We start from the raw sequence: 15,071 nt of genomic DNA on the forward strand, positions 1-15,071 counted from the left end.
GTCGCAGGATTGCTTGCCAGCCAGAACATAGTCCCAGCAGATAAACCCACTTTTTGTCCCTGAGCTTCTGCCATGATCAATCATCACCGACGCCGCACCACTTTGCGCAAAATCCTCCAACGCTATGGCAAGTCTATGTCGACGGCGGATATCCACAGTGAACTATGTCGGTGGTTCGATGATTCCAGTCTCCATATAAAAACCACACTGCGTGACCTCCAGGCTCTGACCGCAGCCGAGTTTGTAGCCAAAGGTGACGCTGGCTCGGATAAAAAATCAAAATACTGGAAATCCGGTCGTGGCAGCTTCGACTTGACGCTTTCCCCCACAGAGGCAATGACGTTGGCAGCTATTTTCGACCACGCAGAGCGCTTCGGCTTCAAGGCCCACACAGAACAACTTGTCGATTTACGCGAATACGCAACCACGGAAATGACGAAGCGCTCCACGCGAACACATGTGTGGACAAAGCGAATCACTACTGGGACCCGATTTACGCTGCTCAGGCCAGGTAAATATGATCCTGCACACCTAACCAGAATCCAACAGGCCATTCTGGACGATGCTTCGCTTGAGGTGACCTACCTGCCAAGAGACGCCAGCGGCGTCGAATGCATCTACTTACTCAAACCCTTGGCCCTCTCATATCAGGATTCAAACGTCTATCTGTCGGCATACGTGCTCGAGGAGCAATGGCCGGAGGGGCATACGCCTTCACCAAACACCCGCCGCGGCAAGTACAGCAGCAACGGTCCCAAGACGATGTGCGCCCTCATGCTGCATCGAATGGTAGAGGTCAAAGCGAGTTGGCTAAAAATAGCTGACCCGGAAAACTACGACGTCAATTCGCTTGAAGCCCAAAAGCACCTCATGACAATACACGGCGATGACCCCGTACAACTCAAACTACGTCTTGGCCCCAACCTGCAAAATCGGCTTACCGAGAACCCGTTGGCTGAAGACCAGGTCGTAGTGCAATACGCCGATGACAAGTGGGACTTGAGTTGCACTCTCCACGACACCCAAGGCCTACGCCTGTTCCTGCTCAGCAATGCTGGGGATATTGAAGTGCTCGAGCCCCCGTTAATCCGAGCGCACGTGCGCGATACTCTTCGTCGCGCAGCGAGTGTATACGCTGGCGATTAATTGCCTGGCCACAGATTTGATGTAATGTTGGCTGAGGGTTTCAACCACATCACCAATTAGGATGGTTCCCTAACTGAAATGGTGGTATCGCCCCCTAGCGATACCTTACGGTGAAGATTTTGATTATCCTTCACCACCACGTAGCTATTCCGTTCCTAGTCGACCAATTGCTGCTCCATGGCCGTCAGGTCGAGCAGCATCTGCTGGAAATGCCCCCAGTCGAAGAAGTACTCCCCCGCGCCTTGGCTATAGGTGTGGCCCCCATAGGCGATCAGCCATTCGATCTGCTGCATACGGATGCGACGCTGCACTGCGTGTGCCGGTGAGTTCCATTTCGATGCTCCTTTGTCCGACGTCGATCCGAGGCCCGTCAGGTTGGTCATCCGTGACCGGCTGGCTCCGCGCCTGACCACATCAAGTGGATATATCTTCAGGATATGTCGCCATTCTGGACACACTAACAACGCGCGCCTGCTTTCACTGACGCCGGGGCCGTGAGGAAAACAAACAACACTGGATCGAACGCCACCATGGTGATGATCAGCTAAACCATTAGCTTACCCCCGGCTGCATCCGAAGCCATGGGATCCATCGCCATAACGCTTTGTCGCAGCTTTGCAGAGGTAGCTCGCGCGTCGAAACAGTTCAGGCAACTGATCCACATTCCCTGGCCGGACATTCCGATCTACTCGGAATTCTGCGTTAGGCGGGATATGTACCAAGCCCCGCACTTGCTCAACCTCGCACTTCAGTGCACTGGCCCAAGCTTCTTGCATACGGCTGATCATGTTGGGCCTCTGTGGCTGCAATCGCCCTACTGTGTAGTAAGCGTCTCTGTTCAGCAGAATCAACAGGTGGTAATGCGGTCGCCCTCCACAGCCCACCTCCCTCGCCCATACGTAACGCACCCTGCAGTCATGGGCGTACTTGTTCTGCTCACGCGCCTTATCACGGTTATGCTCAATTTTCGCTTTGAACGACTCGATGAACCTACTGATCACACGATTTGACAAAGCGTCATCTGGAAACCCCATCAGACGCGAAAGACGTAAATCCACCCTGAATGCAATCACCCTAGGATACTGATCAAGGGCAAGGTTAATGGTGCGATTCAGCGCTTCAAGGTACCCAAGTATAAAAGGTCCTTTTTCAACCATTATCGGCAGGCCTTGAAACGTAGCTGCTGAGTACAAACGAAGATTACGATTTTCGGAGAAACGAAGCATGGTTACTGCCTACTTTACTGAAGATCATATCTTCAGTCAGCTCGGTAGTTATTTACACGCTCAACATAGCCCATTGAGCCAGACTTCAATGAGTCGCTCACACTAACAACACCAATGACGTCTACCTATGCCATACTGCCATTTGCTAGGCATTGATCAGACAACCATCACAGATACCCTTTGAAGGGATATCTATGCCCTTAACCTAATTGCTCAACATGCATCTCTACATAAATGATAGACTTGAGTTATTAGAAGATAACAATTCAAACACTAAAGCATATTACCCGCACCGAAAAACTCATCACTTGAAACACAAGGGGAAGTTAAACATTCCTGTTCAGGACCAAGGAAACCAACACAACCAAAAGGTCCGGCAAAAAAAACATCATGCCCGGAAATCAACCGGGCATGATGTTTTCATTGAAAGCAAATGAAATCTAAAAAGCAAGACCAGATATCGCAAGCATGCTAATCAACCCTAACTAATTGCGTTCTGCTACCCTAGCCTGAATCCACGCAAAAACTTCAGACTCTACCCACCCGACACTTCGACCGCCCAGCGGAATGGGCTTAGGGAATATCCCTTCTGCAATGTACTTATATACCGTCGACCGGGCCAGACCTGTTATCTCAACAACCATTTTCATTCGTAGTATGCGCATGACCAACTCCTCAAATCCGTACACAGGATCTGGGAAGCCCATAAAGTTTTACTGCCCACCACCAATCTGCCGAATGTCTTACCCTCGAAATCGATAGCGTGTAGGAGTATGAACCTTAGTAAGCAGACCAAAACGATAACGATCCTCTTCGGAGAGTTCCACCTCGTCAGAAAACCTCTCACACACAGGCTCGCCATCTATGTTCCTATTCATGACATAACACTCCCCCGCTCGAAACTCTTGATGGGGAACAATTAACAACGACCGACCAAAAGAGAACAGACCAAAATATCCACCGAGGTCAAAACTCGGCAGAATCTGCAGCCCAGCAATTTCGTACGGAAACCCCTTAGCACTTAATATCACACCTTGGACGCGACGAGCCATCAGAACAACAATTTCATAAATGAACTCAAAAAACAGCTCACCTTGCAGGTTGTCAATTTCCAGATCTTGCCCTAACCCCACCCCCTTACTGAAACCCTTCTTAATACGCATCAGCAATTCATCATCAGACCTAAACTCACCTACCTCAAAAGCTTTCCAATGCTTGGACAGCAGCATCGACGCGTATTCCTCCAATCTAACTTGGAGCACTCTTGGGGATTCGCCATTCTTGGCGAAAGAAGAAAACAATCTTGCCAAAGCATTAAATCGATCGCTATCCGGCAGCATTCCAAAAAATTTCTTATACCTCTCAAACCTAAGCCACTTACCTATTTTAGCCGACTCAATGAGAGCTCCGACCTCATTACACTCCCCGACACCCCCACTGGCGTTCGAAATGGCAGTCAGCACGATCGCTCCCGAACTGCCTTCTGGGAAAACATCATGATTAAAATTAATAAAATAAACCGACTTTGAAACACCCAATACAACAGACATTGTAACCCCAGGAATCACCCCTCTCATTACCCTCAAAGCGATAAGCTTGTGAACCTGCGCCTTTATTCTCTCTCGGTTTAGGCCGGTTACCTTGGATAGCTTGGATACTCCGACTTCTCGTACAATCCCAAATTGATCGGCGTAAAGAAGCAGGATGGATAGTAGCAATCGATTACAGACACTAAGACTGCCCTTACGCTCTTCCGCAGCATGCAGCAAATGATCGATTCTCGATCGATTTATCACATTAGACGTTTCGTTCCAGTTTTCCAGCAATCGGGCTAGCTTACTCGAAGCTCGATACTCGCTCTTAGGGCGTCCCCGCCCGATGACGATAGGGGTACAGATCAAAAGATCTTCCGCCACCAATTCAGACAGAGCGCTAGATACCACACGATCCGTGGCACCTGAAACCTTTGCTAACTTCTTAACCCCGATCGTGATCGACTCGCCCACCCCGTACAGCTGCACGAGCCTTACGAGGACAAACTTCGCTTCTGGGCTTATCCCAGTCAATCCAAGACCCAACAGAACGCAGTGCACCACTACCCTCCACCCCTCCAGAAAAGCAGCCATTAAATCGCAGAAAAACACCCTATTTCAAGCACAATCCGAGAAGCGTATGCTACTCCGTAACGTCACTCCGTAACGATCAACATAAAAATAACTTTTACTGCAATAAACGCATTAGCGGGGGAATGCCTTGGAAAAGCCAAAAAAAAGACTTGAATGGATAGAAAGGAACAACCCAGACATGCAGCAATGGGCCATTCGATACTTGAATGGTAAGGGGGCAGACATCTCCAAACAAACCACCTACGACGAACTTGTAAGATGGTCTGAGAATTGGCCTGAGAATAGCGAAAAAAGAGAGCTTCTGAAGAACATGAAAGGTGCTTGGCGCCAGAAAAAACTCCGAGAAAGCAAAGACGGGCGACAAGCGAACAACTTCATAATTTCACTTCTAGCAAAGCGAAAGCTGAAAAGCTTGGCATCATCAAGAAAAGCCACTATTACTGAAACCCTGGAATGGTTAATCCAGAGCGGATTCGAACTAAAAGAGCAATACAAGACTCAAGCAAGGACTCCGAATGAGGACAACCTTAAAAGCCTACGAAACGAGCGGAACGCAGCATCCATACTCGCTTCAAAACTAAGCGAAACCCTAACCGAAATTTGCAAACTAAAACTTCAGATTGAAACCCTGGCGCCTGACCATCAAACACTTCCAACCCCACCAAAAGAAAAAATCGAAGAACTTTTTAATATAATAAAAATAACATTACTAAGCACAAACTCCATTTTTGAAGCCGAGGACATAAGAAAATATAGAAAACTAATAAAACCAAAAATCCAGAGCCAGGTACAGGACAAGGACAAGGACAAGGACAAGGACAAGGACAAGAGCGATGAAGAGATCATAGACATCATCTCCTCAATACCTGAATTAACAAAAAAACGCCAACAAGAATCCGCGACGACATCTCACCAGCCGCCCCACACCAAACCAGAAGATCATTCAGAAAAAATATAAAATCCCCTTTCAGAGAAATACCGCAACCTCCATAGCAACCTGAATAACTTCGCGATCATTATGAATCCAACTCCAGGAATGGCTATATAAAGCTGCAAGAGATAGAACTATAGATGCAGATGCAGATGCAGATGCATGACTACATACTAGAAGCGAACCTGAAAAGCATTAAACAGCAACCGGACAACTAGCCGAGCTAACCATTTTTCACTCAAAACGAAGTAGTCCATGGCGCGATAGTTAAACGAAGTACTGCGGAAATTTAGATCATAGCAACCTTCAAAATACCAGGATCATGGCGAGATTTGGTATTTGATCTAAGGCACGAGAAAAAGTGAAAGGCTGGTCGTTCAGACAGGTGACATAGTGCTGATCGTGAGGATAAGAACAGTTCAACTCCCGCTCTCGAACTTCCGCCTGTAGTACACCGGTGAGAGTTTAGTTTTTCGGAAAAATATCAAATCATGTTGGCCATTTTCAACAGTCTATCGTGCTAGCCAGCACCCCACTCCTGACAATAGGACTCGGAGAACTGGGATACACTAAGGCCAAGATTTATTACGTCACCCAGCACCTCCAGACGCCACTCCTAAGGCTGACCATTGATTACAATTTGATACCCGTGAAGGGGCAGCATTTCTGCCTTAACCCTACTACCCTGAAATAGGTAGTCAAGTTCATCGGTGCGTCGATTTGCGCCAACTTCAGATGTTGCTGCAGGAAACTCCTTCAGTACGGGGCTACTTATGCGATCCACTTGCGGATGAGCTCCATGAACTCTAGGGCAATTTTATATTATTTACCATAAGCATCATGTACAACTGAGTTTCGATCATAATTTCCGAACCTGCTTTTCATACAGGCTGGTTAGGTCTAGTGGGGAACCCACCCTTGGTCGTTTGTACCGGCAGGAACAATTCCAGACAACGGTAAATGAGGACTAAATCCTTCTTGGACTCTGCAGGCTTGAAGAGTATTTTTGAGTATCGAAGTCACCAGCCCGGCAACTGCGTAAAGCTATTCGTAGGTGTGCTAAGTAAGATCGTACCTACCGCATGAGGAGCGTCCTTGAAAAACCAATGCTTCGCAATACTTCAAAGTTTCTAGATCATCTGTATCTGGCAGTTTGAGCGCTGTTTTCTAGAGCGTGAACGACTCATAATTACTGTTAGATGAAGATCCACTTCGATATGTAATTCACAAGCCTAAGTGCCTCAGCACTATCAATAAAGGCATACTTAAAATCGCACTACTGCGCACAGCGATTCTGAACAACTGATTCGCAGACACCGAGTACTGACCTGGGGAGCCGACCTCTGGACTGGAGGTGGCGCTGACAACCTTCCCCAAGGCTCAGGTTAAAATTTGTTCAACGGACCTCGCCGGTGTTCGAGCCCTGTGGAAAAGAAACAGCTGTTAGCTGAGAGGAGCTTGTCGGTGGGGCCGCGCCTCAGTCACCTTTCACAGCCGCCCTAGGTTATCAATGTCCTTACGAGCGGTATTCCTGAGGGTTAACTTAATAGAAACGGCTACGCATGTAGTACCGACAGCGGAGTACTGGCGGACGGGGGTTCAAATCCCCCCGGCTCCACCAAATACGAAGCAAGACAAAACCCGCCAAGTGCGGGTTTTGTTGCATCTGGGGGGTGGTGATTTGTGGTTAAACACAACCGGGCCTATGCTGGCGTCCTACCCGCAAGGATGCCGCTATGAAATTCAAAGTACTGATTGCCGCGTTAACCCTTTCCCTGACGTCCGGTTGTGCGCACTACAACGACCGTACCACCGACACCAACAAGAACGGGCGGATTGCCTGTGATGCCGAGCCCAAGAATCAGGCTGGCTGCTATACGAAGCAGTCGAAGGGCTGGAATTGGGGTGGGTTGAAGTTTGGGGTTGGGGCTTCGAACTAGGTGCTGGTCTTGTAGGAAACCGCCGGTATTGAAGGCGTTTTTTTAAACATTGAATCTCGACCTGATCCTACAGATGCTGTGATTTTCGGGGAGCTTTCCGACAGGTCGCGGCGGTTGTCGGGTAGGAAGCGGAGTGGATAGGCTTTGTCCGTCGCTGCACATCAGCGATCGGGTGTGGAAACCCGAAGATAAACAAACATGCCCCCATGGCATACTGTGGCGCTTTTTTTCGGCCGCAGGTTCAAGTTATGGCGGCTGTGCGTGGGAGACCTTCGGGTCTGCCGGGTTTTGTCCGTTTATCTCGGTTTTTCCACCCCGCGCACAGTTGCCACCTATTCGAGTGGAATCGGAAGAGTGGCAGCTCCAATGACTTAAAAGGACGATTGCCATGATCAAAGAACCCCAAACCCGCCCGCCCCGGACGACGTTTCCCCCTACGATCCCCTCGATCCAAAAAAACTCAATGACGCCGCCGACCGTGCGCTCGATCACTACCTCAATCCCTCCGCCCTCAAATCCCCCATTTCCCGCAAGCCAAGCACGATGTTTCTCGTTGCCCCGGATATCAAGGACGAAGACCTGCTCGCCCATACCTGTGAATCGTTGGCCCAGGCCAGTGTGATGGCGGGTGATTTTGCGGGGTATCTGGAAGGTCCGCATCGACACACCGCGATGGCGATTCAGCAGATTGTGATGTTGGCGGAGCTGGCGGTGAATCGGATGCTGGACAACGTTGTCGTGCCAAAATCTGCGCCACGCAGTTGATTCATTGTGGGAGTGGGCTTGCCCGCGATGGCGGTGNATCAGTCGACATCCATGTTGAATGAACAATTGCTATCGCGAGCAAGCTCACTCCCAAAAAAGCAACCCAATAGGTGGCTGGGATTCAAAGCACTTTCAAATCCACCGACACATGCCCCCGCGTCATCCGCGAATACGGGCAGAGCTGATGCGCCGCGTCGGCCAGTTCCCGTTTCACGCCCTCCTCCAATCCAGGAAAGTTGACGTTCAATCTGACCGCCAATTGAAAGTCCCCGCTGGCGGTTTTGCCCAGATCCACCTCGGCATCCACCGACGTGTCTTCTGGCAATTTGATTTTCATCTTGCCCGCCGCCACCTGTATCGCGCCGATGAAACACGCAGAATACCCCAGCGCAAACAGTTGCTCCGGATTGGTGCCCGGTTTACCCGAACCGGGTGAGCTGAATTTGACGTCCAGCTCGCCATCACTCGACTTGCCGGTGCCGGTGCGGCCACCGACGGTGTGGGTTTTTGCGGTGTAGAGAACGGTTTCCAGTGCTGCACTCATGACAGTGACTCCTGATCAGGATTGAACAACCGCGAGGTTATTTCGAGGCCTCGCCCAGGGTGCCGGTGTAGTGCGCCAGGCGTTTTTCGACGTCGGCTTTTTTCTGCAGGCCAAGCTCCATCAGTTGGGTGATGCGTTGCTGCGCCGCCGGGCGTTTGACCGAGCCGATGAAACCGTCCCATTCGGCGGCGATGGCTTCGTTGGGTGGCAGGCTGGCGGCGTCGACCAGGCGTTTGATGTCGGTGATCGACTGTTTATCGAACCGGGCGATGCGCCGGGCCATGGTGTCGACGAATGTATCGAGTTCGGCATCGGGCAGCGCCCGATTGACGTAGCCGTAGCGTTCGGCGAGTTCGCCATTGATGTCGTTGCCGGTGAGCAGCACTTCCAGCGCGCGCCCACGCCCCATCAGCCGTGGCAGGCGTGCCATCGGGCCGCCGCCGGGCACCAGGGCGGCGCCGATTTCCCATTGCGAGAGGATGGCTTTTTCGCGGCTGGCAAAGCGCATGTCGCTGGCCAGGGCCAGTTCGCTGCCGACGCCGGTGGCGCGACCGCGAATCGACACAATCGAGACCACTGGCGCCTTGCTTAGCCGAACCAGCATATCGGGCAGCGGCGGCAGGCCGGTGGGGCCGTTGGGCAGGCTGGTAGTGTCGGTCAGCGGCGGGACGAAGTCGTAGTGCGTGAGGAAGAAGTCCGGGACGTCACTGTCAAAAACCACGACCACCACTTTCGGATCGGTCTCTATGGCCGTGACGACCTCGTTCAGTTGCGGCATGGTCTCGGGGCCGTAGATGTTGTACGGCGGATTGTGAAACGTGACACGCCAGTACTCGGGGGTGATGCGGGTGAGCTTGATCTCCTGTTTTACCGCAGTGGTGGACGGGGTCTTGTCGGTTTGTGAAGTCGATGCTGCCGATGCTTCACCGGCGAGAGACGAGCCGGTGGCCGCCATGCAGGCGACGATGATCGCAGCGTTTAATAGCTGCAGTCTCATGGGAAAACCTCCAGTTGGAAAACATGTGGTTCCCGCGAACAACGTTCTACAGTTTGAAACAGATTATGGGCATGCCGGACGGGTCCGGCTGAACAAGCCTAGCAGCGCAACCTCGGCTGACAAGTGACGTCAGTCGGACAAAAAAAAGGCACTGGCGATGATCGCCAGTGCCTTTTTTGCCTGAACCGTAACGTCAGCGAGACAACATAAACGTGTCGTACTCCAGATCTTCCAGCGCCGTTGAAAGCCTGTGTAAACCCAGCAATACACAGATCAGCAACGACAGCGTAAACCCGTACCCGAAGAAGCTTGGCCCCAGGTACATGCTGAACAGCGTCAGCATGGCGTTCAACACCGCAAACAACACGCACAGTTCCAGCACCACGGTGCGTTTGTCGAGGTAGAAGAACACGTTGAGCAACGCCATGAACACCACTTGAATGCTCACGCCGATCAGGTCGATGTAGAACAGCGGCAGGTAATAACTGGAGATGCCCAACCAGTCCAGCAAGCGCGGCGCGAACAGGAACAACAGCACCGCCGTGAGGCCCTGAACCTTGCAGATTTCCAGCAGACCCTGGCGGATCGACAAGGTCATTTCGGTTTTCAGCTGCCCGATATGCTGCAGGGTTTCGCCTTCGCGGATCGCCCGGAACAGGCGGTCGTACCACTCGGCAAAGTCAGTCTCGATGCGCACCAGAAACACCGCCATGCCGGGGATGATCGCCAGGTACGCGAGGAAGATCGGCAAGTCGTACAGGATCGAGGCGCGCAGCGGGCCGACGATTTCGTTGGAGGTGCCGGGGTTGAACCAGAACATGAACTTATCGATCCAGATCCCCAGGTTGTAGAAGAATCCGGTGGCCAGCAGGCTGAGGAACACGTTGCGACGATCTAGGAAATCGAAGGCGATCAGTTTCTCGGCGCGGTACTCGCGCAGGATGTCGTAGAGGAACAGAAACAGCAGTGTGCTGTGCCCGATCAACAGCGCCAGCAGCAGGCCCGGCATCTGCAAAAAGCTCAGTACGTAGGCACTCGCGACCATCAGCGTGTAACCCACCAGCATCACCAGCAGAATGCGGTTATAGGCCTTCATCCCCGAGAGGAAGATGATCACCAGCCACAAGTTGCACAGCACTACGAAGTTCGCCAGGACCAGCACGCGGTAAATCAGCGGCTCATCGAATAAGAGGCCCAACACGACAATCCCCAACAACCCGGCGCCGAGGGTCACCAGCAACAACACGCCCAAGAGGTTGGGCAGAATCTGATCGTACTTGTGCTCGAACAAACGGTCGGAGACGAAGCGCGTGAAGAACAGCTGCAAACCGCCCGTCAGGATCAACGAGGTGGCCATCAGGTACGTCACCGTCACCAGGAACTGCCCGACCAGCATGTTCGGCAGCAACAGGCCGATGCTGATGATGCCCACCAGCATCACGCTGATGATCGACAACACCCACGGCCCGGAGCTGATCAGCCCGGCGTAGACGTAGGCGTGCAAGGTCGCCGTGTAGGAATCGCGCGAAAGGATTTTTCGCAGTTCAAAGCCAATACCGGCCATTTAGCTGTTCTCCATGGCGGCTTGATACAGGTCGCGGTAACGCTGCAGCATCAAGGCTTCGGTGTAATAACGATTGACCCGCAACAAGCCGCTGGCCTGGGCGGCCTGCCAGCGTCGCGGGCTGCGCAACAGTTCAAGGATCGCGGCGCACGTGGCTTGTGGGTCGGCAATCGCCACCACTTTGCCGGCGTGCCCGAGGTCACGGTCTTCGGCGCTGCCGCCTTCGATCAACTCGCGACACGACCCCACGTCACTGCTGACCACCGGCGTACCGGCGGCCCAGGCTTCGAGGATCACCAGCGGCTGCGCTTCACTGATCGAGGTCAGCACCATCAGGCCGAGTTTCGGCAGGATGTCCTGAATGCGCTGGAAGCCTAGGAAATGCACCTTGCCCTCCAGGCCCAGACTGGCCATCAGGCTGCGGCATTCGCTGACGTATTCCGGGTCTTCCTCTTCCGGGCCGACGATCCAGCCTTCGGCTTGCGGCATGGCGCTGATCACGCCGCGCATCGCCCGCAGAAAGGTTTTCACGTCCTTGATCGGCACTACACGGCCGATCAAACCGACCACCGGCGCGATGCCGTGGGCGCGCGATTCCAGGGCTGCGGTCCATACCGGCAGGTCGATGCCGTTCGGAATGACCTGGGTGCGGGCCGCCAGGGCGCCGTCCTTGATCTGGCGCTGACGGTTACCGTCGTAGAGCGCGATGATGTTGTCGGCGCTGTTGTACGTCAGCTGCCCGATGCGCTCGAAGAAACGCACCCACAAGGTTCGGATGTAACCCGAGCCGGCATCCAGGCTGCGGTTCAGCGCCTGGCCGGAACTCTCGGCGATCCAGCTGGCCTGGGCCAGGTCGATCTTGCGTTCCTTGGTGTAGATCCCATGCTCGCTGAGCAAGTAGGTGCAGTTCCAGCGCTGCTTGAGGATGCAACCCAAAAAGCCCGCGTACCCGGTGGAAATCGAATGCAGCACTCGCGCCTTCGGCATCCGTTGCGCGGCTTCGGCGAGCATCAGCAACGGCGACTGCATCGCGCGCAGGGTCCAGAAATAATTGACGAAGGACGGGTCGGCGCAATGCTGGCGATAGCCTTCGCTCAACGACTCCCAACTGGCGCGGCTGCGCAGCACGTCGTCGAGGGTCATGCGGCCCTGGGCGATGCAGTCGAGCAAGCGTTCGCCCAGGGCCGGGTCTGGCGCATCCGGGTGATGCAGGAAGCGATACAAATCCTGCAATTGCTGTTCGTCGGCCTCGCGAGGCACCACCAGCCTGTCGGTTGGATGGGTCGCATCTTCGAGGAACACTTCTTCGATGTGCAGCACGTTGGCCGGGACTTCGTAGCGCCGGGTTGGATAAGCCTGACGCTGGCCGCCGATGAACATCACCGAAAAGGTCAGTTCCGGCAGGCCGAGGATCATCTGGTGAATCCAGCTGGAAACGCCGCCACGCACGTAAGGCCAGGTGCCTTCGAGCAGCAGACAGATGTCGGCAACCGGTGCCTGTTCCTTGTGACTCATGTCCAGCTCCTGACCAATGCGGCGAACGGCGGCCGCTGACGGGTTTCCTCGGGAAGGCGTGCGAGCAAACCGGGAATTTCGTGGTAACGACCGGCCTCGAACGCCAGCTCGGCACGAAACGGCAGCACCTGCGCGGCGCCCATGCCGTTCTCTTGAGCCTGACTCAGCAGCACTTCGGCACGCTCAACGTCGCCACGCTCCAGCGCAATGCGCCCGGCCAGCAGAAACAGCTCACCGCCCTCGCCCGCTTCCAGGCCAAGCTCGGCATGTTCGCTGGCCTGGGTCAGCACGTGATCGAGCACACTGCCTTGCGCCAGGCCCAGGTAGGCCAGTTCCCAATACCAGCGCGCCAGCCGGCCGTGCAGCGCACCCGCCGCTTTGGCATTGGCGCCGGCCAGTTCGCCGAGCGCATTCTGGATGTGCAGGTTGATGTCGCTTTCCTGCTTGTCGAGCATCGAATACGCCAACAGCCGCACATCGTCACTCGGGTCACCGAGGGCCAGTTTGAGAATCGGCACCGCTTCTTTGCCGGGCATGCGCCGCGTGGCCAACAGGGCGGCCAGACGCTGATCCGGGTCCGGCGCATGACGCAACACGTCCTGCAAACCGCCATCGGCAAAGATCGGCGAGTGCAGTTGCAACTGCGCCCGGAATGGCAGTTTCGGGATGCCCACCGCTTGCCACGCTTGCTTGTCGCGTTTGCGCGGCAGGTACAGCGCCGGGAAGATCGCCGCCACCACGCCAACCGCACCGAGCACCGGCACAAAGAACGCCAGGCTGAAGATAAACAGCGGGCTCCACGGCAGCGGCGAACGGTAGCGCGCCGGCAGCAACAGCCACACCGCCGCGCACAACATCACGCACGCCAGGCCGTGGCTGAGGGTGAACACCAGCAATTGTTGTAACTCGGGCGCCGCGAGCCACAAACTGGCCCAACTGCCTGCCTCTAACAACAAGGCTCCGCTAAACAGCCACTTGCTGATCATTCAGGCCACACTCGTTGAACAGGAAATTACGCAGCCCGTTGCGTTCACAGCCAGGCTCCAGGTTGAACGGCAACACACGCACGCCGAGGCTGTCGAGGCTGCTTTCAATGCCAAAGTGCTCGTGCAGCATCAGGTTCATCCGCGCCAGATAGCCTTCGGTGCCTTGCGGACTGGTCAACGGCAACAACACCAGCAACAGCTGGTGATCGCGGTTGTTACGCAGCGGCAATTGCAGGTCGAGGCCTCGCTGACTGCGTTCGAACAGACGCGAAAGCTCATCGTTGGGACGGGTCATTTCGAAGGCAAAAAGACCGGCCGCCAACTTGTGCTGCTCGACATCCACCAGCGAACGCTTGAGTTGCAGCGTGAACTGCTGCGCATCGGCGTCGGCCAGTTGCAGCACTTGCGGGTCGCGGCGCAGCAAGTCGGCGATGTGCCCAGCGAGCAACGCCAACAGGCTCAGGGTGCGATCCTGGAACGCGAAGAACGGCATCTGCCGCACCGCCAGAATGGCCAGCAAACGACCTTCGGCATCGATCAGCGGAATACACGCCTGTAACGACGAGAACTGCGCCGAGCTGCCGGCATCGATCAGTTCCTGACGTACGCTGACCAGTTCACCACGTTCCAGGCACAGCTTGACCAGTCCGTCTTCGGTGCCCAAAGGCCCCATGACGCCGATGGTCGCCAAGGCTTCTGGCAACACGTTCTCTTCGCGCTCATCGACGCGATACAACCCGGCCACGCGCAACGCACCGTACTGACCGAGCATGGCCACGATCGGGTCGGCCAGCGCGGCCAATGCATCGCCTTCGTCCGGCATCACCCGCAATTTGTCGCGCAAGCCCAGCAACGAACTGCGCAGGCTTTGATCGCTGCCCGCGACGCGCTGCTCCAGCAGGTCGTGGGAGACCCGCAGAATCTGGTGCGCGCGGGTGAATTCGTCGAGTCGATACTGGCGGTAATCGTTGGCCATCTGCAGACGCTGCAAGCGCCGCTCCCACAGATCGCGAACCTCGCCCACCAGCATGCCGCTGACCAGCACGCCGACAATGAACGACGGATCAAGCTGCGCGTAGGCTTCATGCCCGATATACCGAAGCGCAAACAGTGCCGCCACCAACAGGCTGGCGCTGAGCAAGCCGCGCACGAAACCATAACGCACGCCCAACAGCAGCGGCGCCAGCACCGGCCAGGGAAATCCGGCGTGCATTTGCAACGGGTCTTGCGGGGTCAGCCACAAGCCCAGGCCAATCGCCGCGCCGGTGACCAACAGCGTTTCCAGCCAAGACACCGGGCCGCTGGCACGCGGCGCTAGGGTGTAATCCATG

The 15,071-nt window shown here is 54.7% G+C and carries 13 protein-coding genes and 1 pseudogene; 4 read left to right on the plus strand and 10 right to left on the minus strand.

All coding sequences use genetic code 11. The features are described from left to right. Positions 1-72: 72 nt before the first annotated feature. Entirely contained in the window at positions 73-1,146 is a 1,074-nt protein-coding gene (locus B7L09_RS13400; RefSeq protein ID WP_010463635.1) for a helix-turn-helix transcriptional regulator, read from the plus strand. Between the two features lie 155 nt (positions 1,147-1,301). Here B7L09_RS13400 and B7L09_RS31985 read toward each other — a convergent pair whose 3' ends face one another. The 4 genes from B7L09_RS31985 to B7L09_RS13415 form a co-directional block, all read right to left on the minus strand. Continuing rightward, on the minus strand, positions 1,302-1,457 hold the full coding sequence (locus B7L09_RS31985) for a hypothetical protein (RefSeq protein WP_158491243.1): 156 nt from the start codon (positions 1,455-1,457) through the stop codon (positions 1,302-1,304). Between the two features lie 246 nt (positions 1,458-1,703). Further along, positions 1,704-2,372, minus strand: coding sequence for an inovirus Gp2 family protein (locus B7L09_RS13405; protein ID WP_010463639.1), 669 nt, complete (start codon positions 2,370-2,372; stop codon positions 1,704-1,706). Positions 2,373-2,857: 485 nt separating this feature from the next. Continuing rightward, entirely contained in the window at positions 2,858-3,079 is a 222-nt protein-coding gene (locus tag B7L09_RS13410) for a helix-turn-helix transcriptional regulator (RefSeq protein ID WP_338012262.1), read from the minus strand. 36 nt (positions 3,080-3,115) lie between these two features. Beyond that, a complete protein-coding gene (locus B7L09_RS13415; protein ID WP_141213460.1) occupies positions 3,116-4,465 on the minus strand; it encodes a hypothetical protein in 1,350 nt (449 codons plus the stop codon). Between the two features lie 160 nt (positions 4,466-4,625). Here B7L09_RS13415 and B7L09_RS13420 point away from each other — a divergent pair, with 160 nt between their 5' ends. The 3 genes and pseudogenes from B7L09_RS13420 to B7L09_RS13430 form a co-directional block, all read left to right on the plus strand. Beyond that, on the plus strand, positions 4,626-5,456 hold the full coding sequence (locus B7L09_RS13420) for a hypothetical protein (RefSeq protein WP_141213461.1): 831 nt from the start codon (positions 4,626-4,628) through the stop codon (positions 5,454-5,456). A 1,709-nt stretch (positions 5,457-7,165) separates the two neighbouring features. Then, on the plus strand, positions 7,166-7,369 hold the full coding sequence (locus B7L09_RS13425; RefSeq protein ID WP_094469207.1) for a hypothetical protein: 204 nt from the start codon (positions 7,166-7,168) through the stop codon (positions 7,367-7,369). A gap of 399 nt (positions 7,370-7,768) precedes the next feature. Then, a pseudogene (locus tag B7L09_RS13430) lies at positions 7,769-8,134 on the plus strand (DUF6124 family protein); the annotation flags it as partial. Between the two features lie 121 nt (positions 8,135-8,255). On the opposite strand, the gene B7L09_RS13435 reads toward B7L09_RS13430, so the two are convergent. The 6 genes from B7L09_RS13435 to B7L09_RS13460 all read right to left on the minus strand — a co-directional run bounded on the left by B7L09_RS13435 (position 8,256) and on the right by B7L09_RS13460 (position 15,070). Next, positions 8,256-8,678 carry an organic hydroperoxide resistance protein gene (locus B7L09_RS13435; protein WP_094469208.1) on the minus strand — a complete coding sequence of 141 codons (423 nt, stop codon included), beginning with the start codon at positions 8,676-8,678 and terminating at the stop codon, positions 8,256-8,258. A gap of 37 nt (positions 8,679-8,715) precedes the next feature. Beyond that, positions 8,716-9,675, minus strand: a complete 960-nt coding sequence (locus tag B7L09_RS13440) for an enoyl-CoA hydratase/isomerase family protein (RefSeq protein WP_176457701.1) — start codon at positions 9,673-9,675, stop codon at positions 8,716-8,718. 193 nt (positions 9,676-9,868) lie between these two features. Continuing rightward, positions 9,869-11,239: an exopolysaccharide Pel transporter PelG gene (gene pelG, locus B7L09_RS13445; protein WP_094469209.1), complete on the minus strand. Its 1,371-nt coding sequence runs from the start codon at positions 11,237-11,239 to the stop codon at positions 9,869-9,871. After that, positions 11,240-12,754: a GT4 family glycosyltransferase PelF gene (gene pelF, locus B7L09_RS13450; protein ID WP_094469210.1), complete on the minus strand. Its 1,515-nt coding sequence runs from the start codon at positions 12,752-12,754 to the stop codon at positions 11,240-11,242. Continuing rightward, on the minus strand, positions 12,751-13,740 hold the full coding sequence (locus B7L09_RS13455; RefSeq protein ID WP_094469211.1) for a HEAT repeat domain-containing protein: 990 nt from the start codon (positions 13,738-13,740) through the stop codon (positions 12,751-12,753). Before B7L09_RS13455 ends, pelF begins: the two co-directional genes overlap by 4 nt. After that, the gene (locus B7L09_RS13460; RefSeq protein ID WP_176457702.1) at positions 13,718-15,070 is read right to left on the minus strand and encodes a PelD GGDEF domain-containing protein; all 1,353 of its coding nucleotides are present in this window, start codon (positions 15,068-15,070) and stop codon (positions 13,718-13,720) included. Before B7L09_RS13460 ends, B7L09_RS13455 begins: the two co-directional genes overlap by 23 nt. Between the last annotated feature and the right edge of the window lies 1 nt (position 15,071).

Origin of the sequence: Pseudomonas mandelii, from assembly GCF_002251635.1 — a bacterium.
In the GTDB taxonomy this organism is placed as follows: Bacteria; Pseudomonadota; Gammaproteobacteria; order Pseudomonadales; family Pseudomonadaceae; genus Aquipseudomonas; species Aquipseudomonas mandelii_B.